Here is a 23,706-nt window from a genome sequence, read left to right on the forward strand (position 1 = left end):
AAGCCTATTCCACCGGAATAGGCTTCTCGCCGCCCCGCTCCAGTTCCTGGGCTTCCCATTCCTCGATCTTGCGGGCCGTCCACTCGGGCGACTTGGTGAAGCGCGCCAGAACGCCATAGATCACCGGCACCACGAACAGGGTCAGCACCGTGGCGAACATGGCGCCGGTGAAGATAACCACGCCGATGGTCTGACGGCTGCCTGCGCCCGCCCCCTGCCACAGCACCAGCGGCAGAGCGCCGAAGGCGGTGGCGATGGAGGTCATGATGATCGGGCGCAGACGCAGGGACGAGGACTCGATGATCGCCTCGCGAATCGACCGTCCCTGATCCCGCAACTGGTTGGCGAACTCCACGATCAGAATGCCGTTCTTGGCCGCGACCCCGATCAGGATGATCAGACCGATCTGGCTGTAGATGTTGAGGCTGGACCCGGCCATCAGCAGACCAAACAGACCGCCCGCCGCCGCCAGAGGCACCGTCAGCATGATGACCGCAGGCGTGATCCAGCTTTCGAACTGGGCCGCCAGCACCAGGAAGACCAGCAACAGCGCCAGTCCGAAGGCTGCAACGACCGCGCCGCCCGCCTGTTGTTGGTCGCGCGCCGCGCCGCCCCACTGAATGGTCACGCCGCTCTGAGATTGTTTGGCGGCCTCGGCCTGCAGGAACTGGATGGCGTCGTCGATGGTCGTGCCGGGGTTCAGGTCGGCCTGCAGCGAGATCGACCGCTGGCGATCCAGACGGCGCCGATCCGGCGTGTCGCCCGTCGTCTTGGTGGTGACGACCGCTGACAGGGGCACCAGCTGCCCGCCACCGGTCGCGACATACAGGGCCTCCAGGTCCGCGACCTCGCGCCGGTTGTCGCGGTCGGTCTGGAGGATGACGTCATATTCCTTGCCGCCCTTGATGTAGGTCGTGGCGCGGCGTGAACCGAACATGGTCTCCAGCGCACGGCCGATGGACTGGGACGACACGCCCAACGCCGCCGCCTTCTGCGGATCGACATCGACCAGCAGGCGCGGAGAGTTCGGCTCGTAGTTCAGGCGCGGGCGCGAAAAGCCGGGATTGGCCTGTGCCGCCGCCAGCATGGGCTGAAGCCAATTGTAGATCTGGCGGTAGTCATTGCCTGTGGCGACCAGCTCGATGGAGTTGGAGTTGCCCCCGCCCCGTTGGAAAGCGCCGGGCGTCGAGGCGTTGACCTGGGCGTCCGTCTGACTGCGCAGCTTGCCGTTCAGCTCTTGTGCAATATCGGCGGCGCTGCGGTCACGCTTGGACCAGTCGGCCAGGTTCAGCACGGCGTTGCCGGAGTTGAAGCTGCCGCCGCCAAAACCGGGCGCGGAGATCAGGAAGGAATCCGCCTCGCCATTGGCCCGGTATTCGGCCAGCAGCGGCTCCAGCCCCAGCATGATCTTGCGGGTGTAGTCGAAACCGGCGCCCTCCGGTCCGGCGACACGCACCTGAACCCGGCCCCGATCCTCGTTCGGCACCAGTTCATTGGGCAGGACCATGAAGATGCCCAGCGCGCCTGCGGCCACCAGGGCGATCACGGCGCCGACGCCGACCACGGCGATACGACGCCCCAGCAGCATGTCCAGCGAACGAGCGTAAGAGCTCTTGAGCCGTTCCATCGCCCAATCCACGCGCCGCGCCACCCATCCGCCGGTCTGGGCCGGTTTCAGGATCTTGGAGGCCAGCATCGGCGACAGGCTCAGGGCCAGGAAGGCGGAGAAGGCAACGGCGGCGGCGATGGCGGCGGCCAGTTCGACGAACAGACGCCCCACATAGCCGGGCAGGAACAGCAGAGGCGCGAACACCGACAGCAGCACGATGGTCGTGGCCACAACGGCGAAGAAGACCTGACGTGCGCCACGCTCGGCGGCGACAAGAGGCGGCTCTCCGTGATCCAGCCGCCGCTGGATGTTCTCGACCACCACGATGGCGTCATCCACCACCAGGCCGATAGCCAGCACCAGGGCCAGAAGCGTCAGCAGGTTCAGAGAGAAGCCCAGCGGGGCCAAGACGATGAAGGTCGCCAACAGGCAGATCGGCGCCACGATGGACGGGATCAACGCCGCCCGCAGGCTGCCCAGGAAGATGAAGTTCACCAGGGCCACCAGCGCCATCGAAATGCCGATGGTGATCCAGACCTCGTCAATCGCGTGCGAGGTGAAGACCGAGTTGTCGGATCCGATTTCGATGGTCACGCCGGGCGGCAGGGTCGGCCGGATCTCCTCGATCATCTTCTTGACGCCGTCAGAGATGGCCAGGTCGTTCGACTGGGCCTGACGGGTCACGGCCAGACCGATCTGGTCCATGCCGTTGCCACGGAACAGGCGGCGCGCCTCGGCGGGCGCCTCCTCGACACGGGCGATGTCGCCCAGGCGCGTCACATAGGTCGGCTGACCCTGAATGATGGCCGATGATCCGCTGCCTGATCCGGTCGCCACGGCATTGGTGACCGACGCCGCGCCCCGCACGCCGATCGGCAATTGGCGGAAGTCTTCCGGCCGCGAATAGGTTCGGGCCACGCGGACGGTGTAGTCCTTGTCCGTGGATTCCAGTGAACCCGCAGGCAGTTCGACGTTCTGGCTCGCCAGCGAGGTTTCGACGTCATTGACCGTCAGTCCGCGCGCGGCCATCGCCGTGGCGTCCAGCCATATCCGCATGGCATAGCGCTGCTCGCCATAGATGTTGACCGTGGCCACGCCCGGAACGGTTGCGATGCGGTCCACCAGGTAACGGTCGGCATAGTCCGTCAATTGCAGACGGTTCATGCTGGTCGAGCGCAGGAAGACGATCATGATCGGCTGACTGTCGGAATCCGCCTTGGCCACCTCGGGCGGGTCGGCCTGATCCGGCAGACGGCCCACCACGCGGCTGACGCGGTCGCGCACGTCATTGGCGGCGTCGTCGATCTTGCGGTCCAGCGAGAACTCGATGTTCACGTTGGAGCGGCCGTCACGACTGACGGAGGTGATCCTTTCGATCCCCTGAATGCCCGCCACCTGCTGCTCGATGGGCTCAGTGATCCGGCTCTCGATGACCTCGGCCGAAGCGCCGGCATAGGTGGTGTTGACCGAGACAATCGGCGGATCCACGTCGGGCAGTTCGCGCACCGGCAGGAAGAAGAAGGCGGCGGCGCCGATGACACACAGTACGATCGCGGCGACCGCCGCGAAAACCGGACGCCGGACCGAGACGTCGGAAAGCATCATTTGCGGGCGCCTTGCTGGGCTGCGCTCTGCTGACCCTGGGCGGCGCCTGCGACGCTGATCGGAGCGCCAGGCTGGATGCGGTTCAGGCCGGAGCCGACCAGACGCTCGCCCGCCTCGACGCCCGACAGGATTTCGACATAGCCGTTCTCGACCGCGCCAGTCGTGATCTCGACCCGCTGGGCGTTCGAGCCGTTCTGGCCGGAGGCGATGCGATAAACAAAGGCCCCCGCGCCTTCATATTGAATGGCGGCTTCGGGCGCGGCGACGGCCTGGCGCTGACCCTGTTGCACCGCGACGCGCATCATCATGCCCGGACGGATGCGGCCGCCCGGATTGGAGAAAATGGCCCGCGCCGTGGCGGCGCGCGTCGTTTCATTGACCCGTGTGTCGATCAGCTCGATCCGTCCCTGGAACGGCTCTTCGCCATAGGCGTCTGCGGTGGCGGTGATCGGCGTGCCGGGCTGAAGGCGGCTGAGGTAACGCTCAGGCAGGGGGAAATCGACGCGAATGCTGGAGGTGTCGTCCAGGGTTGCGATCACGGCGCCCGGATTGATTAAGGTTCCCGGCGTCACAGACGTAAGACCCAGAGTTCCTGCGAAGGGCGCGCGGATCACGCGGTCGCCACGACGGGCCTGCGCCGCCTGCAAGGACGCCTGGGTCGTGGCCAAAGCCGTCTCTGCCTGCTCCAGCAGGATGCGCGGGGCCACGCCCCGGTCGGTCAGATTCTTGTAGCGGTCATATTCCCGCTGCGCCTGGGCGACCCGCGCCCGGGCCTCGATGACAGTCGCCTCTTCTTCGCGCGCCTGCAGTTCGACCAGAGGGGCGCCTGCCGACACCTGCTGGCCGTCAACGAACATCACGCGCGTGATCAACTGGGTCGTCGGCGAGGTGATGTTGACCGACTTGACGCCGCGTGCCACGCCCAACACCCGGATCTGGTCCGAGAACTGGCGCGTGCCGACCACGGCTTCGGACACCTGCTGCCCACGTGCGCCGCCGCGGCCAGCGCCCGGCCCTGCTTGCGGACCATCCTGGGCGAATACAATTTTCAGAACCGCCGCAACGACCATGAGCGCCAGCAACACGCCAGCAGCGATCAGGAAAAAGTGCCGTTTGAACACGCGGTGTCTCTCACATGGTGAAGCCGCGCACGCTTAGCGACTCGGGGAACAGGCGCAACATTAAGTGTCTGTAATGAAGCGCCGAACGTTCTGAGTCTAACGCCGATCGAAGAGAAATCCGTCGCAAGTTCCGTCGCGTCAAAAACGTCGCCAGATCGCGAGGGTGAAACCGCGTGCAATCGGCGTCTCGCGACCCGCCACGGTTTCGCGCCACCCGGCCTGGACGCTCCATTCACCCAGGTCCCGCACCAGCGATCCCTCGATCGAAGCCCAGCGCGCGCCGCCGTCAGCCGCACCGCCAAACGCCTGTCCCATCACCATCCAATGGCCGCCGAACCGTCCGCCCACGGTGAAGTCCGCGCGCGTTTCATCAGGCAGATCGCTGCGCAGCCGCCTCGCCGCCTGGACCTCCACGAAGGCGCTGTCCAACCCCAAGCGATCCCCCGCTTTCAACGACCGGCCTGCAGAGACGCGCATCTCCCAGTCGTGCCCGCCGACACCCGGCGCCGCGTAACCGGCGTTTCGCCCCTCTCCCGCCTCGGCGTATCCGGCATACAGGCTGACGGCATTGTGATCGTCCCGCCAGGCCTTCCATGTCAGCCCCAGTTCGACGGGCCCGCGGCCCTCATAATCGACGAAGGCGTCTTCGCCGCTCTGCCAGTCAGCCTTCAACTGCAGCGTCAGCCGATCCGTAAGACCATATTCTGCAAACAGGCCCACCGCTGCGTCCCTGCGCCGCGCAAGCAGGGACAAGGTGTCGCCGGAAGGGTCGAAGCCTTCGTCGGCGCGCATGTCCTCGTATTTCACGATCACCTGTCCTTGGCCTTTCGGCTGGGTCCAGGCGCCGGCGGCGGCCATCGCGGGGATCAGGACCAGGACGCACGCCCCGGCCCCCGCTGTCGTCAGACGTCGTAACCGGGCGACTTGCGATCCAGTTGGCGAAGCGCGCCCGGCCAGGCCAGGCCCGAGATGAAGCCGATCCCCCGACCCTGCTCCCTGGTTTCGTTCTGCGCCTCGTCCGGTGCGATCAGGACATGGTCGCGCCCGCCTGACAGCGCCGCGACCTGCTGCGCGCAGGCCCTCTCCAGGAAGAAGATGCCGATCCATGCTTGAGCCGCCGTTTCCCCGACCGCCAAGGTGCCGTGATTACGCAGCAACATCAGCGGCTTGTCCCCCAGGTCGGCGACCAGACGTTCGCGTTCGTCATGGTTCAGGGCCAACCCCTCGTACCCATGATAAGCAACCTGATGCTGCAGTAAACACGCGTTCTGGCTGATGGGCAGCAAACCGTGCTGCTGGGCGGCGACGCCGACGCCGTTCACGGTGTGCAGGTGGACGACGAACTTGGCGTCCTCACGCGCCGCATGGACCGCCGAGTGGATGGTGAAGCCCGCCGGATTGATGAAGCTGGTCGTGTCCTGAACGATGTTTCCTTCGAGATCGACCTTCACCAGCGACGAGGCGGTGATCTCTTCGAAATAATAGCCGTAGGGGTTGATCAGGAAATGATGCTCAGGCCCCGGCACCCGCGCCGAAATATGGGTGAAGATCATGTCGTCCCACCCGTTCAGCGCCACCAGACGGTATAGGGCGGCCAACTCCAGACGGGTCTGCCATTCGGCCTCCGACACGCGGGTTTTCAGTGATGCAGCGCTGCCGTCGGCCATGATTTCCTCTTGTCATCGATTGCGCCTCTGTCGGGCTTTTTGTCAGCGTCCACCGGCTTGAAGACGGCGTCAAGGCGCGCAGAACAAGGCTGACGTTACGTCATGCGGCAGGCGACGGGCGTAGTTAACCCGCCCTTCATGACCTCCGCCGTAGCGTTTGAACCTCAAAGCCCGTCGGGGGATGTGTCGTGCCTGCTGTCGTTCAAATGCGGACGCCCGAAAAGGCCGTCTCCGATCGGGACGGACGGGGCCTCGTCGAACTGGCGCGCAGCCGCGACATTGACGATCGTCAACGGCTGCTCCTGTCCATCGTCGCCCTGTGCGAAGCTTCACCGCCCGAGAGCGGCGCCGCCCCGGTGCTCAGTGAAGTCTTCCTGACCCTGGCGCGCCAGGCTGAGCGGGATGTGAGAAAAGTCCTGTCCCAACGACTGTCGCAGGTCGACTGGGCGCCGCCCGCCCTGATCAACATGCTGGCGCTGGACGAGATCGAGATTGCGGCGCCGATCCTCGCCGCCAGCCCCCTGTTGCAAGACGCAGACCTGATCCGCGTCCTGGTTGAGGCGACCCTGGAGCATCAGATCGCCGTCGCCCGCCGTCCCTACCTGTCGGGTGTTGTTGCGGACGCCATCATAGATCGCGGCGACGCCGTGACCATGACGGCGCTGGCTTCCAACCGCACCGCCCTAATCACGGACACCTCGATGGGGCGCCTGGTGGATCAATCGCGCCGCATCGCGGGTTTGCGCGCCCCCCTGTCCCGGCACCCGCGCCTCAGCGAAGCCCAGGCGCAACAACTGTATCAATGGGTCGGCCAGGCCCTGCGCCAGTCCATCGGCGAACGATTCCGCATTGATGATCAACTGCTGGACGCGGCCATACAGCAGGCCGCCGACGACGCATCCAGAACGGCGGGCGCTGCAGGCTGGCGCGCCATGTCGGCACAAGGCCGCCGAACAGAACAGGACGACCGACCGGAGATGGAGCGCCGTCTGGTCGACAAGTTGAAAACATCGGGCCAGCTTCGCCCCGGCCTGCTGGTCCGCGCGCTGCGCGAAGAACGCCTCAGTCTGTTTGAGGAAGCCCTGGCCGCCCTGGGCGGTTTTCCGATATCGGCCATACGCGCCGCCGTGCGCGCGCCCACCGCAGAAGCCCTTTATCTGGCCTGCGTCGCCGTGGGCGTGGATCGGGCCGTCTTCGCCTCCCTGCTGACAGAGGTGCGCAAACTGGCAGGGGGGCTGCCGACGGAAGCCCGCTGGAGCGCCAGCGCCATGCACCCTCAAGCGGCGGCGCGCGCCTTTCGCCAAATGATGGAAACGCCTTCTAACGTTTGACTTGAGCCGCCGCGTCGGTTCACGTCCGCCCGTGACCAAGCTTGAATCACCCCCTGCCCTGGCCTTCATCGCCAGCGACCGCCCGGAAGCCCAGGCGTCGCGGCGAACCCTGATTGCGCGCTATGGCGCCGTATCCGAGGCCGAGGCGGATGTGATCGTCGCCATCGGCGGCGACGGCCAGATGCTGGAGACGCTTCACGCCAACCTGAAACGCCGCACCCCCGTCTATGGCATGAACCGCGGCTCGGTCGGGTTTCTGATGAACGACTATGAGGAAGACAATCTGCTGGAGCGGATCAGCGCCGCCGAGCGCACGGTCATTCACCCGCTGCAGATGGACGCCTGGACTGAAAGCGGGGAAGTGCAGACAGGCCTGGCGATCAACGAAGTTTCGCTGCTGCGTCAGACGCGCCAGAGCGCCAAGCTGAAGATTTCGGTCGATGGCCGGGTGCGTCTGGAGGAGCTGTCGTGCGACGGCTGCCTGGTGGCGACGCCTGCCGGGTCCACAGCCTACAACCTGTCGGCGCATGGCCCGATCATTCCGCTGGACGCCCGCGTTCTGGCGATGACGCCGATCAGCGCCTTCAGGCCGCGTCGCTGGCGCGGCGCTCTGTTGTCACACGGCGCCAAGGTGCGTTTCGATGTTCTGGAGCCGGGTAAGCGCCCTGTCTCCGCCACCGCCGACAATTTCGAAGTCCGCCGCGTCGCCACCGTGGAGGTGCGCGAACGTCGCGACGTCACCCTGACCATGCTGTTCGACGCAGGGCGCTCTTTCGAAGAGCGGGTCATGGCCGAGCAGTTCACCAACTGACCGGTCACGCCTTCTTAAGGGCGCGCGCTTAAGCTTTGGGCGATAGCTTTTGGAGATCGCCATGAGTAACCCGGCGCATATCAGCCGTCCCCCCAACACGCTTCGCATGAAGGTCGGCGGCGGGTTCAACATCAACGCCGACGCCATCGCCAAGGCGGAAGAAGCGTTGAAGGCCATGTCGGCCCAGTTCGGGCAGTGGCTGAACGACGAAATCACCAAGCTGGACAAGGCTCAGGCCGACATCCGTGAAAAGGGCTACACCCCCGAAACTGCCGAGGCGCTGTATTTCCGCGCGCACGACCTGAAGGGGCTGGGCTCGACCTATGAGTATCCGCTGGTCACGCGCATCGCCGGGTCGCTGTGCAGGATGCTGGATGATCCGGCACGACGCATGACGGCCCCCGCCGTCATTCTGGACGCCCATGTCGACGCCCTGCGCGCCATCGTCCGCGATCAGATCAAGACCGACGAAAACCCCACGGGTCGGGTTTTGGCCGAAACCCTGGAAGCCAAGGTCGCCGAACACAGGGCAGGCTGAATACCGGGCAGGCTGAATACTGACGCCTCAGACAGACAAAAGGCCCGCCGATCCGGCGGGCCTTTTTCGTTTCGTTGGACTGGCATCAGGCCGCGTTGGCGGCGATGGCCTGCCCTTCACGCAGCGGCGCGTGATCCAGCCGCTCCATCAGATAGGCCAGATCGTCGCGCATCACATTGGGGCGCTGGGTCACGAACCGTTCGAGCATTTTCTGGCGAAAGGGCGCGCCAGAGGTGTCCGCCCCTTCGGCCGCCAGGGCCCGCCAGGTGTCGACCCCGGCGCGGAAGGCCTGGAACAGGCGCGGCGGAAGACCCGCACGGTCATAGATGGCCTTCAGGCCCAGCGGCCCGGCGTCATGAACCATCAGCCATGCGCGCTGATGCGGCGTATGCGCCAGTTCGGCCAACCCATGTTCAAACAAGGCCATCTGCCCGCGCGCCAGTCCGCGCAGCAGCAGCGACGCGGTCAGAGCCTTGCGGTTGTTCAGCTGGGCGACAAAGGCGGGCAGATCGGCGCTGGCCGCCGCCTGGTCGATCAGGTCGATCGTGGCCCGCTCACGCGCAAACTGGGCCAGTCGGATGGCGGTTTCGGGGGCAACGGCATGACGCGTCACCAGATGCTCGCGCACCGTGTCGCTGGCCAGTTCGATCAGTCTTTCGGTGACCGACAAGGGCAGAACCTGACGATAGGCGACCGCCGTGACGACGTCGGACGAGGTCGAAAAACGATCCACGACCACGCCCAGCGCCGCTTCGCTGATATCTGCGTTGTCGTTCGCGGCCAGGGTCCGCACCGACTGTTCGCATCCTTCATTGGCCAAAGCCGTCGCTACGTCCCGCGACACGCGCTGACGCCCCGCAACCGCAGTCTGGCGCACCGGCGACCCGGCGCGGACGATCTCGATCAGGTCATCGTCTCTAAACGCAGGGCTCGCAGCTATGATCGGCAGGGCGATGCTGTCCAGATCTGACGCCAGTTTACGCGCCACATCATTGGGAATCAGGTCCGAGGCCTTGAGCGTGATCGCCATGGCCCGGCGCACCATTTCGGCGGCATCCTGCGACATCAGGCGGATGATCTTCTGCGCGGCCTCACGGCCCGTCTCATCCAGATCGGCGGCCTCCATGCTGCGGCACATCTTGTGCGCCGCCTCAGCCCGCTCGTCCTCGTCCGTCGCCTTGATCAGGCGGCGAATGTCCACTTCGGTCAATCGTGCGCGGTAGGCGGTCATGGACAGCTCGTGAAGGAATCGGACGTTGCCCTTACGATCACACTGCCATGCTTAACGTCCGGTTTACCATCGGCCTGTCGAAACCGGTTTCAGGTCGATTCCTTGCCGCGTGGCGAGAAGGCGCCGCCGAAGCCGCTGCTGGACTGTCCGTCCTGGCCCAGCAGCAGGGCCAGAAGCCCCTGATCCTGCTTCAGACGGTCCAGCCGCGCGGCCAACATCTGGTCCCGCTCGCTCAGGCTGGGAGCCGCAACTGCTGGCTCGCCCGCCCCCGCCGCCGGCGCGCCCTGGCCTGCGGTGCGTTGCAGGTTGGCGTGAACTTCTGCGACCGTCGCCGCCCGCCCATCACGATAGAAGATGCTGCGGTTCGCCCGCGCCGCATCGGGGAAAAGAGCCGCCGCGCTGCCGTTCGGATTGCGGTCCATCGCCTGCATCAGGTTGGCCGCCCCTGCCGGTCCCAGGAAGTGGGCGGCGTACAGATCACCTGCCCCCGGCTCCTTGCCCGTTCGCCCGCGCAGATAGGCGGCGTTAGAGGCCGTCAGCTCCGCCGCCATGGTCGAGGCCGCCTGCGGATCGAACCTCAGATCCAGCACCACATTGCGCGCCGATCCATCGACCCGCCAGCGTCCGTCCGATCCACGCTGGATCAGGTCAGCGTACTGGCCGTATCCATGCTGGGATCCGTGTTGTTTGACCGTGGACAGCCAGGTTTGTTCGATGAACTGAAACAGGCCCGCCGCCGATGATGTCCGGGCCTTGGCCGATGGGTTCATCGCGCTCTCGCGGCGGGCGGTCTTCATCAGGAAATCGAAGTCCACGCCTACGGCGTTGGAGGCGCGCCGGATGGCCGTCTCTACGCCGCTGGAAGAAGGAATCGATCCGATGCCCATGCGCGGAGGGTCTGCGACCATGGTTAATGAAACCCTAATCCTTAACAGCGCCGTTAAGGATCGACGTTGGTCGAACCCGAAACCTCCGCCGTAAAGCCGCCACAACCTTGACGCTCAACTTCACCTTACGGGCGCTGCGGGGGCGGTGAACGAGGGAGTGCATATCATGATGATTCGCGCCGCCGGAGGTCCCGGCCTGATCAGCCCCATCGACTTCGGGGAACGCAGAAAACCCATCCCTCGCTGGATGTGGGGCGCTATTGGCGTATCGGTCGTCCTGCACGTCGCGGCAGGGGTCGTTCTGTATAATCAGCGTTTTGAACTGAGCGGGATGGTTGCGCCCGATCAGCCGGACACACCGGTCGATATCGTCATGTTGAGGCCGCCTGAGACCAAACCCTTGCCGCCGACCGTGACGGCAGCCCCGCCGACGCCGATCCACAAGCCGGTCCTGACCGTGCCGATCGACGTGCCGACGATCCCGCTGACGCCGCCGGACAACCCAAGCAACATCGCACCCCCCGGCCAGATCATCGTCAGCACGGCGCCGACCGGCGTGGAAGGCGGCACGGCTCCGGTCGAAACCCCGCCCCGCGCCGCCTCGGTGATCAACAACCCGACCTGGGCCAGTCGCCCGTCCGCCGCCCAGATGGCGCGCGCCTATCCGACCCGCGCCGCTGAAAACGGCACGTCGGGTTCCGCCAGCCTGAGCTGTGTGGTCCGCGTCGATGGCGGCCTGACCGGCTGCCGCGTGGTGGGCGAAACCCCGAACGGCCAGGGTTTTGGCCGTGCGGCGCAAAGTCTGACGCGTGACTTCCGCATGAACCCGCGCACAGTTGACGGCCATGCCGTCGATGGCGCGACGGTCAACTTCACCGTCCGCTTCGCGATGGCGGACTAGAACCGTCGAGGGTCGAGGGCGCGAGCTTCCTGCGAAGGGGCGCGCCCCTCGACCGCATCGGCGACGACGGCTGCAACCAGCGGCCCCAGCAGCCAGCCGTTCCGACGCGGCGCCAGGGCGAAGAACAGGCCTTCGTCATCCGGGGCAGGCCCGGCCATGGGCAGTCCGTCGGCTGACGCCCCACGCACGCCTGCGCGCCATTCAATCTCCAGCAGCTCAGGCGGCTGGCCCAGCACGCGCCATGCCGCATCCGTCAGCCGTTCCCCGGTCGTGACATCCGGCGCCGTGTCGCGACGGCCCGGCTCCATCGTCGCCCCGATCACCGACCCGCCCGCCATCGGCGCGACATAGGCGCCCGGTCCGCGCACGGTGTGGTCGACCAAGGCTCGTGTCAGCACGCCGATCTGGCCTCGGATCGGCTGGATCGCGGCGACAAGGTCATGCGCCGCTGGCGGCAGGCCGGCGACGGCGTCCGCCGCCCCCGTCGCCAGCACCACAGCCGACGCCTCAAGGATTTCACCGTCCCCTGAGACACGCCACAGGCCGCCCGCGCGCTCGACGGAACTCACACGGCCCTGCACCACCGCATCGCCCAGCACCTGCCTCAGTGCAGAAACGGCCTGCGCAGGCTCGACCTGGTAATCTTCATCCGTGAGGACGCGGTCGCCCGCGCGACGGGCCTCGAAACCCAGCGCCTGCATCCGCGCCTCGATCCCATCAACATCGCCGCCACGCCATTCCGCCGGACGGCGCGCCAGATTGATTCCTGCTGCTTCGGCGAACAACGGCCAAAGGTCACGACCCGCACGGAATATCTGGGCCTGCTCCACCGACGCATCGTCAATGGCCGCTTCCATCGCCGGGGCCACCATGCCCGCCGCGACCAGGGACGCGTTCGCCGCGCCCGGATCAATCACACGCACGGCATGGCCCCGGCGTTGAAGCTCGAACGCCGTGCAGAGGCCCAGAACGCCCGCGCCGATGATCACGATGGGAGGAGATGTCGTCACGGGCCTCAGATCGACCCGTGACGCTCTTATTGCAACCCAGTTTGGACCGGAAACCCCAGCTTATTCCGCAGCGATGACCGTCTTGTCGCGCGCCTCCAGCCGCTCGACCAGGGCTGCATGCTGCGCCCAGAGGGCCTGCGGCAGGCGGTCGCCGAACTTCTCATAGAAGGCCGGAATCAAGGCCGCTTCTTCGCGCCAGACCTCGGCGTCCACGTCCAGCAGGGTCGACAGATGGGCTTGGGACAAATCAAGACCCGAAAGGTCCAGCGACCCTTGCGTCGGGACACGCCCGACGGCGGTGTCCACCGCGTCCGCCTCGCCGTCGATCCGCTCGGAAATCCACTTCAGGACGCGCGAATTGTCGCCAAAACCCGGCCAGACAAACTTACCGTCCTGATCCTTGCGGAACCAGTTGACGAAGAAGATGCGCGGCAGTTTCGAGGCGTCGCGCCCCTGCCCCATCTTCAGCCAATGTGCGAAATAATCGCCCATGTTGTAGCCGCAGAAGGGCAGCATGGCGAATGGGTCACGGCGCAGCTCGCCGACCTTGTTCTCTGCCGCCGCCGTGCCTTCCGATGCGACGGTCGAGCCCATGAAGACGCCGTGTTCCCAGTCGAAGGCCTCGGTGACCAGCGGCACCGCGCTGGCCCGGCGACCGCCGAACAGGATGGCGTCGATCGGCACGCCCCTGGGGTCTTCCCATTCCGCCGCGATGGCCGGGCATTGACCGGCAGGGGCGGCGAAGCGGGCGTTGGGGTGCGCCGCCGGTTCGCCGGACGCATGGTCGTGCGGTTGACCCTTCCAATTGGTCAGGCCTTCCGGCGCCTGTTTGGTCAGGCCTTCCCACCAGACATCGCCGTCGTGCGTCAGAGCTGTATTGGTGAAGATGGTGTTGGACGCCAGCGTCTCCAGCGCATTGTGGTTGGTCGCGCGACTGGTGCCGGGCGCCACGCCAAAGAAGCCGGCCTCCGGGTTCACCGCATACAGCCGCCCGTCATCGCCGAACCGCATCCAGGCGATGTCGTCGCCGATCGTCTCAGCCTTCCAGCCCGGCAGCGTCGGCTGCAGCATGGCCAGGTTCGTCTTGCCGCAGGCCGACGGGAAGGCGGCGGCGACATATTTCACGCTGCCCCTTGGATCGGTCAGCTTCAGGATCAGCATATGTTCGGCCAGCCACCCCTCGTCGCGGGCCATGATCGAGGCGATGCGCAGGGCGTAGCATTTCTTGCCCAGCAGGGCGTTGCCGCCATAGCCGGAGCCATAGGACCAGATCTCCCGCGTCTCGGGGAAATGGACGATCCATTTATCGTCATTGCAGGGCCACGGCACATCGGCCTGCCCCTTCGCCAGCGGCGCGCCCAGCGTATGAACAGCAGGCACGAACACGCCCTTGTCGCCCAGTTGGTCCAGAGCGGGTTTGCCCATGCGGGTCATCACGCCCATCGAAATGGCGACATAGCCGCTGTCGGTGATCTCGACGCCCAGGGCGCTGATTTCTGACCCCAGCGGCCCCATGCAGAAGGGCACGACATACAGGGTCCGCCCGGCCATGCAGCCGTCGAACAGGCCATCCAGCCGATCCCGCATCTCGATGGGATCGGCCCAGTTGTTGGTCGGGCCTGCGTCCGCCTCATCTTCCGAACAAATGAAGGTGCGGCTCTCGACGCGCGCCACATCGCGCGGGTCAGACGCGGCGTAATAGCATCCGGGACGTTTGGCCTGATCCAGTTCTTTCAGCGTGCCCTTGGCCAGCAGGTCCGCAATGATCGCCTGCTTCTCAGCGTCGGACCCATCACACCAGTGAACCCGGTCGGGCTTGGTCAGAGCGGTGATCTGCTCGACCCAGGCGATCAGTCCGGCATGGTTGGTGGGCGCTGGACGGAGTCCGGGCGTTACGGGAATCGACAAAGGGCTTCTCCTGAGCATCCAAGCCCGACGATCTGACGCCGCCGTGGCCATCAGCACGCGACGTTCACGCACTGTTACAGGCGAATTGCTCCGCTCTTTCCGCCACGTCAAACTGCGCAAGAAACCATCCATGTCCACCGGTGTCTGAGGCAAAAGATCACGGATGCCATGGCGCCGGTTCGGCGCTAGAAAGGCATCCGTGCAAACTCTCGACATCATCGCCGCCCTGCCCGACGGCGCCCTGACCTCGCCTGCCGCGCGACGCAACAGCGACGCCATCCTGAACGTGCTTCGCGCCCACTTGTCGGCGCGCGGCTCACTGTTGGAAATCGCCTCCGGTTCCGGCGAACACGCCGTCAGCTTCGCCACCGCCCTGCCCGGCCTGACCTGGACGCCCAGCGACCCCAGCACCGAAGCCCGCGCCAGCATCACCGCCTGGGTCCAGCAGGTCGGCGCCGCCAATATCCGCCCCGCCCTGCCTCTGGACGCCGCCAACGCCTCAACCTGGCCGATGGGTCCATTTGACGCGATCTTTTGCGCGAACATGACGCACATCAGCCCCTGGTCGGCGACCGAGGGGCTGATGGATTTGGCCGGTCGCGTCCTGCGACGCCCCGGCGGCCTGCTGGCTCTTTACGGGCCTTATCGCGAGGCCGAGGTCCCGCTGGCCGCGTCAAACGCCGCGTTCGACGCCAGCCTGAAATCACGCAATCCCGCCTGGGGTCTGCGCGACCGCACCGAGGTCGAAGCTTTGGCCAAGTCACATGGCCTTGCGGCCACGCTCAGGATCGAGATGCCGGCCAACAACCTGACGCTGCTGTTCCGGCGTTTCTGATCAGGCGATTGCGGAGACGATTTTCGACAGTTGAGCGCCTTCGTTCAACAGGGTCACGCCGCCGTCGCTGAACACAGCGCCGTGGGCTTCTGCGGCAACGCCGAAGCTTTCTGCCGCCACCGCGACCGCATCCGCCAGGGCGATGACCGCCAGGCTGTTGGCGCGCGCCAGATCGACCAACGAACGCACGGCCGCCAGACCGGCCTCGTCCGCCGAACCACCCGGCACGACCAGACCCTTCAAGCGTCCCTCGACGATGTCAGTCGCCGTTGCAGTGGCCAGAACAGTCACGCCGCCCGCGACTAGGCTGCCTTCGCCCGTCGAGATCGGAGCCAGACCAACGCCCTCGGCCCGAAGCGCGCCCTCCACGTCACCCAGTTCGCCGAAGTCCATGCCACGCCGCATCACCAGACCCATGCGCAGACGGGTGGGGACCGGACGGTTATAGCCAGTGCGCGAGCGGGGAGCGGAAGATTTGCTTTGAGCGTACAAGACGTCTCCTTTGTGGGTTTCAATAATACGACAGATCATGCAGCCCATGCCGCCGAACCGCCGTCACAACTGATCAGAGAAATGAAAATCGACAGGATCGACGACCGTCGTCCCGCACTTTCGATCATTTGTGGAATGCCGCGAGATATAGTGGCAAACGACCGAATATCAACCTTGATGCGCCACCGTCGGTCATCGCTGATTTAGATGGCACGCTGCGGCTTGCTGACATGTCCGCACGGCCTTAGACAGCGCCATCGATTTGGACGGAACACGATGGCCTTCACCCGCACCTATGACGGCGACGAACCGGTTCGCGTGAACAAATGGTTGGGCCAGACCGGCGTCTGCTCACGTCGCGAGGCCGAAAGCCTGATCGCCGAAGGTCTGGTCTCCATCGACGGCGAAACCATCAGCGACGCTGGCCGCAAGATCGAACCCGGCCAGACCCTGACGCTGAACGACACGGCCCAGCATGCTCTGGCGTCGGGCATGACCATCCTGCTGCACAAGCCGGTCGGCTATGTCTCGGGCCAGCCCGACCCCGGCAAGATCCCCGCGGTGCGCCTGCTGAAAACGCCGAACCGCGTCGGCGAAGGCGAGACGCCCGCCCGCGACGCCTCCCTACCGCCTATCGGCCGTCTGGATGAGGATTCGCGCGGCCTGTTGCTGCTGTCGTCCGACGGCGTGGTGGCCAAGGCCGTGATCGGCCCCGCCTCCGAGTTGGATAAGGAATATCTGGTCGTCGTCGACGGCCATGTCACCGAAGGCAAGCTCAGTAAGCTGCGCCACGGGCTGGAGTTGAACGGCAAGGCTCTGAAACCCGCCCGCGTCACCCAGATCGAACCGCAACGCCTGCGTTTCATCCTGACGGAGGGCAAATACCGCCAGATCCGCCGCATGTGCGAACTGGTCGGGCTGGAGGTGATCGACCTCTACCGCGTCCGCGTCGGCCCGCTGCTGCTCGGCGACCTGCCCGAAGGCCGCTGGCGCCATCTGACGCCAGCGGAACGCGACGCCCTGATCACCCAGGCCAAGGGCGAAGGACGCTAGACGGAAATACCCGCCAGTCCCGCCAATCGCGTCAACTCGGCGACGTGACCCGCGAACGCTTTGCGCCCCCCTGCCGTCAGTGACAGCCATGTGCGCTGCCGCCCTGCGAAGGCGGCCTTGCGCAGCTTCACATGACCGGCTTCCTCCAACTGCTTGACGTGCTTGGACATTACAGAGTCCGACACGCCGATGCCATCGCGGGCGACACTGAACTCAACCTCGTCCGCCGCTGACAACATGGCGCAGATCTGCAGGCGCCCCGGCGCATGAATAACCGCGTCGAAGACTGGCGCAGTCATGGGCGATACGCTGTTTCTGCCCGATAGACCCTCATCCACAAGCTGGACAGGATCATCGCCAACACGAAGCCGCTGACCGCCAGAGGCGCCCCCCACCAGTAGTGACCGGTCCGTCCTGCATAGACACCCGCCAGCATCAGCCCGCCGATCAGCGCGCCCAAGAGGATCGCAACCCATCGGGCATGTTTCGGCGTATAGCCCATGACGCTGACGCCGGTCTTTTCCGACCACCTGCGCCAAAGCAGCATCAACACGCCAGCCGACCCTGCCGAAGCCAGGACATTGAGCGGCATCGGCGCGACCTGACCGCCCACCATCACAGCCGCAAACGCGGAATAGACCAGCTGATAACGCCAGGACGCCTTGGCCACACGGTTTCTCACAGCGTCCTGCGAACGTTTGATTTCCGCCAACATGGCGCCGCTGTTTTCTAGGTCTTGTGACATGGCGATGTCCTCACTTTCCGCATTGGAAAATGACAATGACTTTCCACATCGTCAAGTCATAACTTTCCGTGATGGAAAGTTATTGCGCGAGAGCAGAAAACCATCGTTCCAGCAATGAGGCTTCCGCCCTGCGCGCTTCGGTGCGCTCTGCCGCCTCGGCGTCCACGCCCCACTGCTCCTCCTGAAACAGTTCGTCGATGCGAGAGAGGTCGAACGCCTCCTCACCGGAAAGAGCGCCCTGCTCCAGCGCCAGTCCCAGGACGGCGGAACCCAGCAGCGGCACAGCCGTCGCCAGACCAGTCAGGCGGAAATCATTCAGCGTCAGGGCGTGTGCCTTCACCCGTGCGATCGCATCCTCCGACTGCGGTTGGTGAATGATGCCAACTGCAGGCTCCAGCACCACGCCCATCTCGCGTGCAGCCCATTCGCGCCATGGCGTCCAGGCCGCCTCCTGTCGCTTGACCAGCGGTGTTGGATGCTCGGCCAGATAACAGACCACGTCCGTCCCGGCATAGGCCGCGATCTCATCCGCCACCGGCTCGCGCGCCTGACCGATGCGGTCGATGGCGGTCGAGGCCAGGCGCGTGGCGGGCATGGCGTGCGGGTCCAGAAACTCGCCCTGCGCCGCCCATTCATCCGCGACCAGACGCGCAGCCGCCTCGGTCGGCAAGACCAACGGGGCCTTGGCCGGCGTCTTGGGCGTGCGGCCGTCCAGCAGCACCGCCCAGCCGTCCTCGCCGTGAGGCGCGACCGTCACCTCTTTCCAGAAACGCCGAGTGCGGTCCTCGAGCTCTCGAAACCCCTTACGGGCGGCGACCATCGGGTCCAACGGGGGAATGTGGCTCATCGAATTCTCTTCACGCCCAGGAAGGGATCATCTTCGGCTTCGTCTTCTGAAAAGCCGAAGTGGGCGAAGCCGGCCTTCATTTCGGGGCTCAGCGGCGCCGTGACTTTCAGGACGCCGCCGCGCGGGTGATCCAGCTCAATGCTGCGGGCGTGCAACTGCAGCTTCAACGGACCCGACAACTCCTTGGATTTGTCGTCGCCGTATTTCGGGTCGCCCAGGATCGGATGGCCGATGCCCGCCATGTGGGCGCGCAATTGGTGGGTCCGGCCGGTGAAGGGCCGCAGCGCCATCCAGGCGGCGCGGTGCGAGGCGCGGCTGATGGTGCTGAATGCGGTCTCTGCCGGTTCGGCGCGCGGGTCCTTACGCTCGGCGGGGCGCATCATCTCGAAGTCGTTGATGCCGGTCTTCTTCAGCGGCATGTCGATCTGGCCCGAATAGGGTTTCGGGTTGCCGATGACGATGGCCCAATAGGTCTTCTTGGCCTGACGCCGGGCGAAGGCGCCCGCCAGTCGCTTGGCCGCCTCAGGCCCCTTGCCCAGCAGCAGGACGCCAGACGTGTCGCGGTCCAGGCGGTGAACCAGGCGCGGGCGTTCCAGCCCTTCACCCCAGGCCGACAGAAGACGGTCGACATGGCGGCTGGTCTTGGTGCCGCCCTGAACGGCCAGGCCGTGCGGCTTGTTGATGGCGATGACCATGTCGTCTTCGTACAGCACCAGCGACTTGGCGAAGGCGATGTCCTTTTCCGACAGCGTGTGCACGTCCCCGGCCTGACGCGAGGTGTCGTCCGGAATCGGCGGCACGCGCACGGCAGCCCCGGCGGTCAGTCGGCCCTCGGGTTTGATGCGGGCGCCATCCACGCGGATCTGGCCGCTGCGGGCCATCTTCTGCACCTGGATATTCGACAGGTGCGGCCAGCGCCGACGAAACCAGCGGTCCAGGCGGATGCCGTCTTCGTCCTCGGCGACATAGATGGTCAGGACTTCCCGCTTGGGGGCTTCTGCGGGCGGTTGATCAGTCAAAGGGGGGCTCCAAAGGCGCGGCGGGCGATCATCAGGCCGACAAACAGGGCGACGATGGCCAGTACGACTGAGCCGACGACATAACAGGCCGCTAGGGCCAACTGACGGCGCTCGATCATCTGCGCCGCCTCAAGCGAATAGGAAGAAAAGGTCGTGAACCCGCCCAGCACGCCGACGGCGGCGAACAAACGGATCATTTCCTGATGCGCGCCGCCGCGGAAGGCCAGCCAACCGACCAGCAGCCCCATCAGCAGGCCGCCGATGATGTTGGCTCCAAACGTCCCCAGCGGCCAGACGGCGTTGGGCGCCAGTCGACCAGCGGCGACGCCCAGGCCATAGCGCGCCATGGAGCCGATGGCCCCACCCGCTGCAACGAGAAGAAAACGCGTCATTATGCGGCGCTATATACGCCGCTGGCGACGAAAGCGAAGGGCGGCTGTGATCAGCGCGGGATCGAACCCTGCACCGAGCGCGCATCATAGGCGTTCGGACGGTCCGGCTTCGGCCCGCGGCCCAGCACGATCTCCAGCGTGGTCGAGGTCGGCTGCGGTCCCGAGAAGTTCAGACCCAGCCCGACGCCGACGCCCGATGCGGAATAGCCGCCGTAACGTCCCGTGCTGCCGCCGACCGAGACGCTGGGGCTGACGCCGCCTGCCCCGCCCGGTCGCCCATCAGTCCAGCTCTGGGTGATTTCGAACCAGTCGTAGCCCTGTTCCGTCGTCACGTCCGCAGCGCGCACCAGCGCCCAGTCCGCCACGCGGCCCGCCGCGCCCACGCCATTATAAGTGACGCGGTATCGGTTGTTTTCGATACGCTGTTCCGAATAGCCCTGTCCGCCCGCTCCGCGCTGCGCGCCATAGGGCGCCAGACTGGCGCAGGCCGTCAGGGCCAGCGCGGAAAGACCGGTCATCAAAATCGCCAAGCGTTTCATCACAGGCATCCTTTCATCGACATAGCGTCGCAGCGCCCCCGCCGTTCCCTATATTAGACACCTGCCAGCAGCGCGATCAAAGCCAATGCGGCCGGCAGAGCCTGAATGAACAATATCTTGCGGCTGGCCGTCGCCGCGCCAAACAGGCCCGCGATCACCACACAAGCCAGGAAGAAGACCTTGATCTGAAAACCGCCCGCGCCCAGCCACAGTCCCCAGATCAGACCCGCGACCAGAAACCCGTTATAGAGCCCCTGATTGGCGGCCAGAACCTTGGTGCGCTGGGCGTCCTCGACACTCATGCCGAACGCCTTGCGACCGCGCGGCGTGGTCCACAGCACCATCTCCAGCACGACGATATAGACGTGGATCAGCGCCACCAGGGCGATCAGGATTGTCGCGGCCATCAAGGCGCTCCAAAAAAAGCTTCGACCTTCAGTCGATCACGCCGCGCCCACGTCGGCAAGCAGCGTGTTCTACAGACCCAATGCGGTTCGCAGCCTGGCGAAATCTTCAGGCGGCGGGGCTTCGACGGTTGTCGTTCCCCCCTCTGGATGCGGGAAACTGAGCTTGGAGGCGTGCAGCATCAGGCGCGGTGCAGGCCCGACTTCGGTCGTCAGGGCGCCCCCGTAACGCACGTCGCCGATCAGGGGGCGGCCCAGATGCGCCATGTGCACCCGCAATTGGTGCATCCGCCCGGTCAGCGGCTCAAGCTCGACCACCGCGCCCCGATCATTGGCCGCCAGCGTCCGGTACCGGCTCTGCGAGCCTTGGGCGCCGGGCGCGTCGAAGGCGACGACGCGCATATAGGATTCACGCCCGATCTCCTCGCGACGCAGGGGCGCGTCGATCGCGCCAGACGCCGGTTCGGGCGCGGCGGACAGCAGGGCCAGATACTGTTTCCTGAACCGGCGCATCTGCAACGCCTTGCCCAGAAACCCGGCCGCCGGTTTGGTCTTGGCCGCCAGGATCACGCCCGACGTGTCGCGGTCCAGACGATGCACCAACTCCGGCCGCTTGCCGTTCGAGCGGGCAAATGCCCATAACAGGTCGTCCAGCGTGTGCGCCTTGATCCGACCGCCCTGACTGGACAGGCCCGAGGGCTTTGAGAAGGCGATGACATGGGCGTCCTCATGGATCACCCACGAACGGACGGCGGCGATCTCTTCTTCGGACAGGGCGACGGGCTGGCGGGTGGTCATCCGCCGCTTCTTAGACAGGCCCGCCGCATTGGTCAGCGAAATAATGGTTCAGGCGATCAGGTCGCGCGTAATCCCGGCGATGGATTTGGCGCCCGTCAGAGTCATGGCCACGCGCATCTCCTTCTCGAACAGATCCAGCAGGTTCTCCACCCCCGCCTGCCCGTTGGCCGCCAGCGCATAGACAAACGCCCGGCCCAGCATGACCGCATCCGCGCCCAGAGCAATCGCCCGCACCACGTCCAGACCATTGCGGACGCCGGAATCCGCCAGAATGCGGATGTCGCCCTTCACCGCATCGGCGATGGCGGGCAAGGCGCGGGCCGATGACAGGACCCCGTCCAACTGCCGTCCGCCGTGGTTCGACACCACGATTCCGTCGGCGCCGAAACTGACGGCGTCGCGAGCGTCCTGCGGATCAAGAATACCCTTGATGATCATCGGCCCATCCCAGAAGTCGCGGATCCATTGCAGGTCCTTCCACGAGATCGACGGATCGAAGTTGGCGCCCAGCCAGCCGATATAGTCGGCTAGCCCCGTCGGCTTGCCCAGATAGCGCGAGACATTGCCCAGATCGTGCGGCACGCCACGCAGCCCAACATCATAGGCCCACATCGGATGGGTCATGGCCTGCACCATCCGGCGCAAGGCGGCGTTCGGGCCGCTCATGCCCGAGTGGGCGTCGCGATAACGGGCGCCGGGCGTGGGCATGTCGACGGTGAAGACCAGCGTCTTCACGCCCGCCGCTCTAGCTCGCTCCAAAGCGTTCTTCATGAAGCCCCGGTCACGCAGCACATAGAGCTGGAACCACATGGGCCGGTCGATGGCGGACGCCACCTCCTCGATCGGGCAGACAGAGACGGTGGACAGGGTGAAGGGCACGCCGCGCGACGCCGCCGCCCTGGCCGCCTGCACCTCGCCGCGCCGGGCGTACATGCCAGTCAGGCCAACCGGCGCCAGCACGACCGGGAGACGCAGCGTCTCGTCGAACAGCTTCGTCTCAAGGCTGAGGCTGGTCATGTCCTGCAGCACGCGCTGGCGCAGGGCGATGGCCTGATAGTCCTCGACGTTCCGTTTCAGAGTCTGCTCGGCGTAGGCGCCACCGTCGATATAGTGGAACAGGAAGGGCGGCAGCTTGCGGCGCGCAGCCTCACGATAATCGCCGGGCGAAGAAATGATCACCGTCGCGTCCTATTGGAAGTTGGCGAAGGCGCCGCCGTCGACCAGCAGGGCCGACCCCGACATATAGCTGGCCATGTCCGACGCCAGGAAGGCGACCACAGAGGCGATGTCCTCTGGTCGGCCCAGACGGCCCAGCGGAATGCGGCCCTCCATGTATTCGCGCTTGGCCGGATCGGCCAGGTCGTCCTTGTTGATGTCGGTGGCGATGGTGCCGGGCAGGACCGAGTTGCAGCGGATGCCGTGGCGGCCCAGCGCAACGGCGCACGACTGCATCAGGCTGTGCACCCCCGCCTTGGTCGGGGTGTAATGGGTCTGCATCTCGCCGCCGACCAAAGCCGAGATCGAGCTGATGGCGACAATCGAACCGCCGTCCCCTTGCTTGACCATCTGGTTGGCCGCCGCCTGCACCATGAAATAGGCGCCGTGCAGATTGACCTCCATCGTGCGGCGCAGCGTCTCGACCGGCATGTCGAGAAAGGCGTGGAACGGACAGATGCCCGCGTTGGACACGAACACATCCACCCGCCCCAGTGCGTCCACCGCAGCCTGCACGAACCCCGTCGCGCTATCTGGCTGGGCCACGTCAGCGTCGAACACCACGGCCTTGCGCCCCAGCGCCTCGATTTCGGCCACAACCTCAGCCGCGACCGCATCATCGCGGAAGGTGTTGATGGCGACGTTTGCGCCCTGACGCGCGGCCTCGATCGCCGTCGCCCGTCCGATACCCCGCGATGCGCCCGTAATCAGGACGACCTTGTTCTCAAGCAGCATGGGGGCTCCGGCG

25 protein-coding genes are annotated in these 23,706 nt (G+C 65.7%); 6 read left to right on the top strand and 19 right to left on the bottom strand.

Annotated features, from left to right (window positions below):
* Nucleotides 1–4: 4 nt before the first annotated feature.
* From KWG56_RS07260 to KWG56_RS07275, 4 genes are all read right to left on the bottom strand, one after another.
* Complete coding sequence (locus KWG56_RS07260; RefSeq protein WP_201100395.1) at nucleotides 5–3,211, bottom strand: efflux RND transporter permease subunit; 3,207 nt, start codon at nucleotides 3,209–3,211, stop codon at nucleotides 5–7.
* Nucleotides 3,211–4,335, bottom strand: coding sequence for an efflux RND transporter periplasmic adaptor subunit (locus KWG56_RS07265; protein WP_219354271.1), 1,125 nt, complete (start codon nucleotides 4,333–4,335; stop codon nucleotides 3,211–3,213). The genes KWG56_RS07260 and KWG56_RS07265 overlap by 1 nt, the downstream gene beginning before the upstream one ends.
* A gap of 138 nt (nucleotides 4,336–4,473) precedes the next feature.
* A complete protein-coding gene (locus KWG56_RS07270) occupies nucleotides 4,474–5,193 on the bottom strand; it encodes a hypothetical protein (RefSeq protein WP_219354272.1) in 720 nt (239 codons plus the stop codon).
* Between the two features lie 44 nt (nucleotides 5,194–5,237).
* Nucleotides 5,238–6,002, bottom strand: a complete 765-nt coding sequence (locus tag KWG56_RS07275; RefSeq protein ID WP_219354273.1) for a class II aldolase/adducin family protein — start codon at nucleotides 6,000–6,002, stop codon at nucleotides 5,238–5,240.
* A 188-nt stretch (nucleotides 6,003–6,190) separates the two neighbouring features.
* Here KWG56_RS07275 and KWG56_RS07280 point away from each other — a divergent pair, with 188 nt between their 5' ends.
* The 3 genes from KWG56_RS07280 to KWG56_RS07290 all read left to right on the top strand — a co-directional run bounded on the left by KWG56_RS07280 (nucleotide 6,191) and on the right by KWG56_RS07290 (nucleotide 8,682).
* A complete protein-coding gene (locus tag KWG56_RS07280) occupies nucleotides 6,191–7,333 on the top strand; it encodes a DUF2336 domain-containing protein (RefSeq protein WP_244999684.1) in 1,143 nt (380 codons plus the stop codon).
* A gap of 31 nt (nucleotides 7,334–7,364) precedes the next feature.
* Nucleotides 7,365–8,144, top strand: a complete 780-nt coding sequence (locus KWG56_RS07285; protein WP_201100349.1) for an NAD kinase — start codon at nucleotides 7,365–7,367, stop codon at nucleotides 8,142–8,144.
* Nucleotides 8,145–8,205: 61 nt separating this feature from the next.
* Nucleotides 8,206–8,682, top strand: a complete 477-nt coding sequence (locus tag KWG56_RS07290) for an Hpt domain-containing protein (protein WP_201100348.1) — start codon at nucleotides 8,206–8,208, stop codon at nucleotides 8,680–8,682.
* Between the two features lie 85 nt (nucleotides 8,683–8,767).
* On the opposite strand, the gene spbR is transcribed toward KWG56_RS07290, so the two are convergent.
* A complete protein-coding gene (spbR, locus tag KWG56_RS07295) occupies nucleotides 8,768–9,913 on the bottom strand; it encodes a SpbR family protein (protein ID WP_219354274.1) in 1,146 nt (381 codons plus the stop codon).
* 89 nt (nucleotides 9,914–10,002) lie between these two features.
* Nucleotides 10,003–10,821 carry a transglycosylase SLT domain-containing protein gene (locus tag KWG56_RS07300; RefSeq protein WP_236261368.1) on the bottom strand — a complete coding sequence of 273 codons (819 nt, stop codon included), beginning with the start codon at nucleotides 10,819–10,821 and terminating at the stop codon, nucleotides 10,003–10,005.
* A gap of 145 nt (nucleotides 10,822–10,966) precedes the next feature.
* On the opposite strand from KWG56_RS07300, the gene KWG56_RS07305 reads away from it, so the two are divergent.
* Nucleotides 10,967–11,701 (top strand): TonB family protein, encoded by a 735-nt coding sequence (locus tag KWG56_RS07305; protein ID WP_244999685.1) that lies wholly within the window; start codon nucleotides 10,967–10,969, stop codon nucleotides 11,699–11,701.
* Here KWG56_RS07305 and KWG56_RS07310 read toward each other — a convergent pair.
* Both KWG56_RS07310 and KWG56_RS07315 read right to left on the bottom strand, forming a co-directional pair.
* A complete protein-coding gene (locus KWG56_RS07310) occupies nucleotides 11,698–12,711 on the bottom strand; it encodes an NAD(P)/FAD-dependent oxidoreductase (RefSeq protein WP_244999686.1) in 1,014 nt (337 codons plus the stop codon). The two genes, KWG56_RS07305 and KWG56_RS07310, sit on opposite strands and share 4 nt — an antisense overlap.
* 60 nt (nucleotides 12,712–12,771) lie before the next feature.
* On the bottom strand, nucleotides 12,772–14,619 hold the full coding sequence (locus KWG56_RS07315; protein WP_244999687.1) for a phosphoenolpyruvate carboxykinase (GTP): 1,848 nt from the start codon (nucleotides 14,617–14,619) through the stop codon (nucleotides 12,772–12,774).
* 199 nt (nucleotides 14,620–14,818) lie between these two features.
* Between KWG56_RS07315 and KWG56_RS07320 the strand changes: the two genes are divergently transcribed.
* Nucleotides 14,819–15,454 carry a DUF938 domain-containing protein gene (locus KWG56_RS07320; protein WP_219354275.1) on the top strand — a complete coding sequence of 212 codons (636 nt, stop codon included), beginning with the start codon at nucleotides 14,819–14,821 and terminating at the stop codon, nucleotides 15,452–15,454.
* On the opposite strand, the gene KWG56_RS07325 is transcribed toward KWG56_RS07320, so the two are convergent.
* A complete protein-coding gene (locus tag KWG56_RS07325) occupies nucleotides 15,455–15,946 on the bottom strand; it encodes a hypothetical protein (RefSeq protein ID WP_244999688.1) in 492 nt (163 codons plus the stop codon).
* Nucleotides 15,947–16,222: 276 nt separating this feature from the next.
* On the opposite strand from KWG56_RS07325, the gene KWG56_RS07330 reads away from it, so the two are divergent.
* Nucleotides 16,223–16,999: a pseudouridine synthase gene (locus KWG56_RS07330; RefSeq protein ID WP_219354276.1), complete on the top strand. Its 777-nt coding sequence runs from the start codon at nucleotides 16,223–16,225 to the stop codon at nucleotides 16,997–16,999.
* Here the strand turns inward: KWG56_RS07330 and KWG56_RS07335 are convergent.
* From KWG56_RS07335 to lra1, 10 genes are all read right to left on the bottom strand, one after another.
* Nucleotides 16,996–17,298, bottom strand: a complete 303-nt coding sequence (locus KWG56_RS07335; RefSeq protein WP_219354277.1) for a transcriptional regulator — start codon at nucleotides 17,296–17,298, stop codon at nucleotides 16,996–16,998. The two genes, KWG56_RS07330 and KWG56_RS07335, sit on opposite strands and share 4 nt — an antisense overlap.
* Nucleotides 17,295–17,744 carry a hypothetical protein gene (locus KWG56_RS07340; RefSeq protein WP_219354278.1) on the bottom strand — a complete coding sequence of 150 codons (450 nt, stop codon included), beginning with the start codon at nucleotides 17,742–17,744 and terminating at the stop codon, nucleotides 17,295–17,297. Before KWG56_RS07340 ends, KWG56_RS07335 begins: the two co-directional genes overlap by 4 nt.
* Nucleotides 17,745–17,823: 79 nt before the next feature.
* Nucleotides 17,824–18,591: an ATP12 family chaperone protein gene (locus KWG56_RS07345; protein ID WP_219354279.1), complete on the bottom strand. Its 768-nt coding sequence runs from the start codon at nucleotides 18,589–18,591 to the stop codon at nucleotides 17,824–17,826.
* Nucleotides 18,588–19,610, bottom strand: coding sequence for an RluA family pseudouridine synthase (locus KWG56_RS07350; protein WP_201100341.1), 1,023 nt, complete (start codon nucleotides 19,608–19,610; stop codon nucleotides 18,588–18,590). The genes KWG56_RS07345 and KWG56_RS07350 overlap by 4 nt, the downstream gene beginning before the upstream one ends.
* Nucleotides 19,607–20,002: a fluoride efflux transporter CrcB gene (crcB, locus tag KWG56_RS07355; RefSeq protein ID WP_219354280.1), complete on the bottom strand. Its 396-nt coding sequence runs from the start codon at nucleotides 20,000–20,002 to the stop codon at nucleotides 19,607–19,609. Before crcB ends, KWG56_RS07350 begins: the two co-directional genes overlap by 4 nt.
* Before the next feature lie 50 nt (nucleotides 20,003–20,052).
* Entirely contained in the window at nucleotides 20,053–20,520 is a 468-nt protein-coding gene (locus KWG56_RS07360; RefSeq protein ID WP_236261364.1) for a CC0125/CC1285 family lipoprotein, read from the bottom strand.
* Between the two features lie 74 nt (nucleotides 20,521–20,594).
* Complete coding sequence (locus KWG56_RS07365; protein WP_219354281.1) at nucleotides 20,595–20,948, bottom strand: DUF1304 domain-containing protein; 354 nt, start codon at nucleotides 20,946–20,948, stop codon at nucleotides 20,595–20,597.
* A 69-nt stretch (nucleotides 20,949–21,017) separates the two neighbouring features.
* Nucleotides 21,018–21,743 carry an RluA family pseudouridine synthase gene (locus tag KWG56_RS07370; RefSeq protein ID WP_219354282.1) on the bottom strand — a complete coding sequence of 242 codons (726 nt, stop codon included), beginning with the start codon at nucleotides 21,741–21,743 and terminating at the stop codon, nucleotides 21,018–21,020.
* Between the two features lie 48 nt (nucleotides 21,744–21,791).
* Entirely contained in the window at nucleotides 21,792–22,922 is a 1,131-nt protein-coding gene (gene lldD, locus KWG56_RS07375; protein WP_219354283.1) for an FMN-dependent L-lactate dehydrogenase LldD, read from the bottom strand.
* Between the two features lie 9 nt (nucleotides 22,923–22,931).
* Nucleotides 22,932–23,693: an L-rhamnose 1-dehydrogenase Lra1 gene (gene lra1 / locus KWG56_RS07380; RefSeq protein WP_219354284.1), complete on the bottom strand. Its 762-nt coding sequence runs from the start codon at nucleotides 23,691–23,693 to the stop codon at nucleotides 22,932–22,934.
* Nucleotides 23,694–23,706 lie beyond the last annotated feature (13 nt).

It is taken from the genome of Brevundimonas nasdae (assembly GCF_019395145.1).
GTDB classification, from domain to species: Bacteria; Pseudomonadota; Alphaproteobacteria; order Caulobacterales; family Caulobacteraceae; genus Brevundimonas; species Brevundimonas nasdae.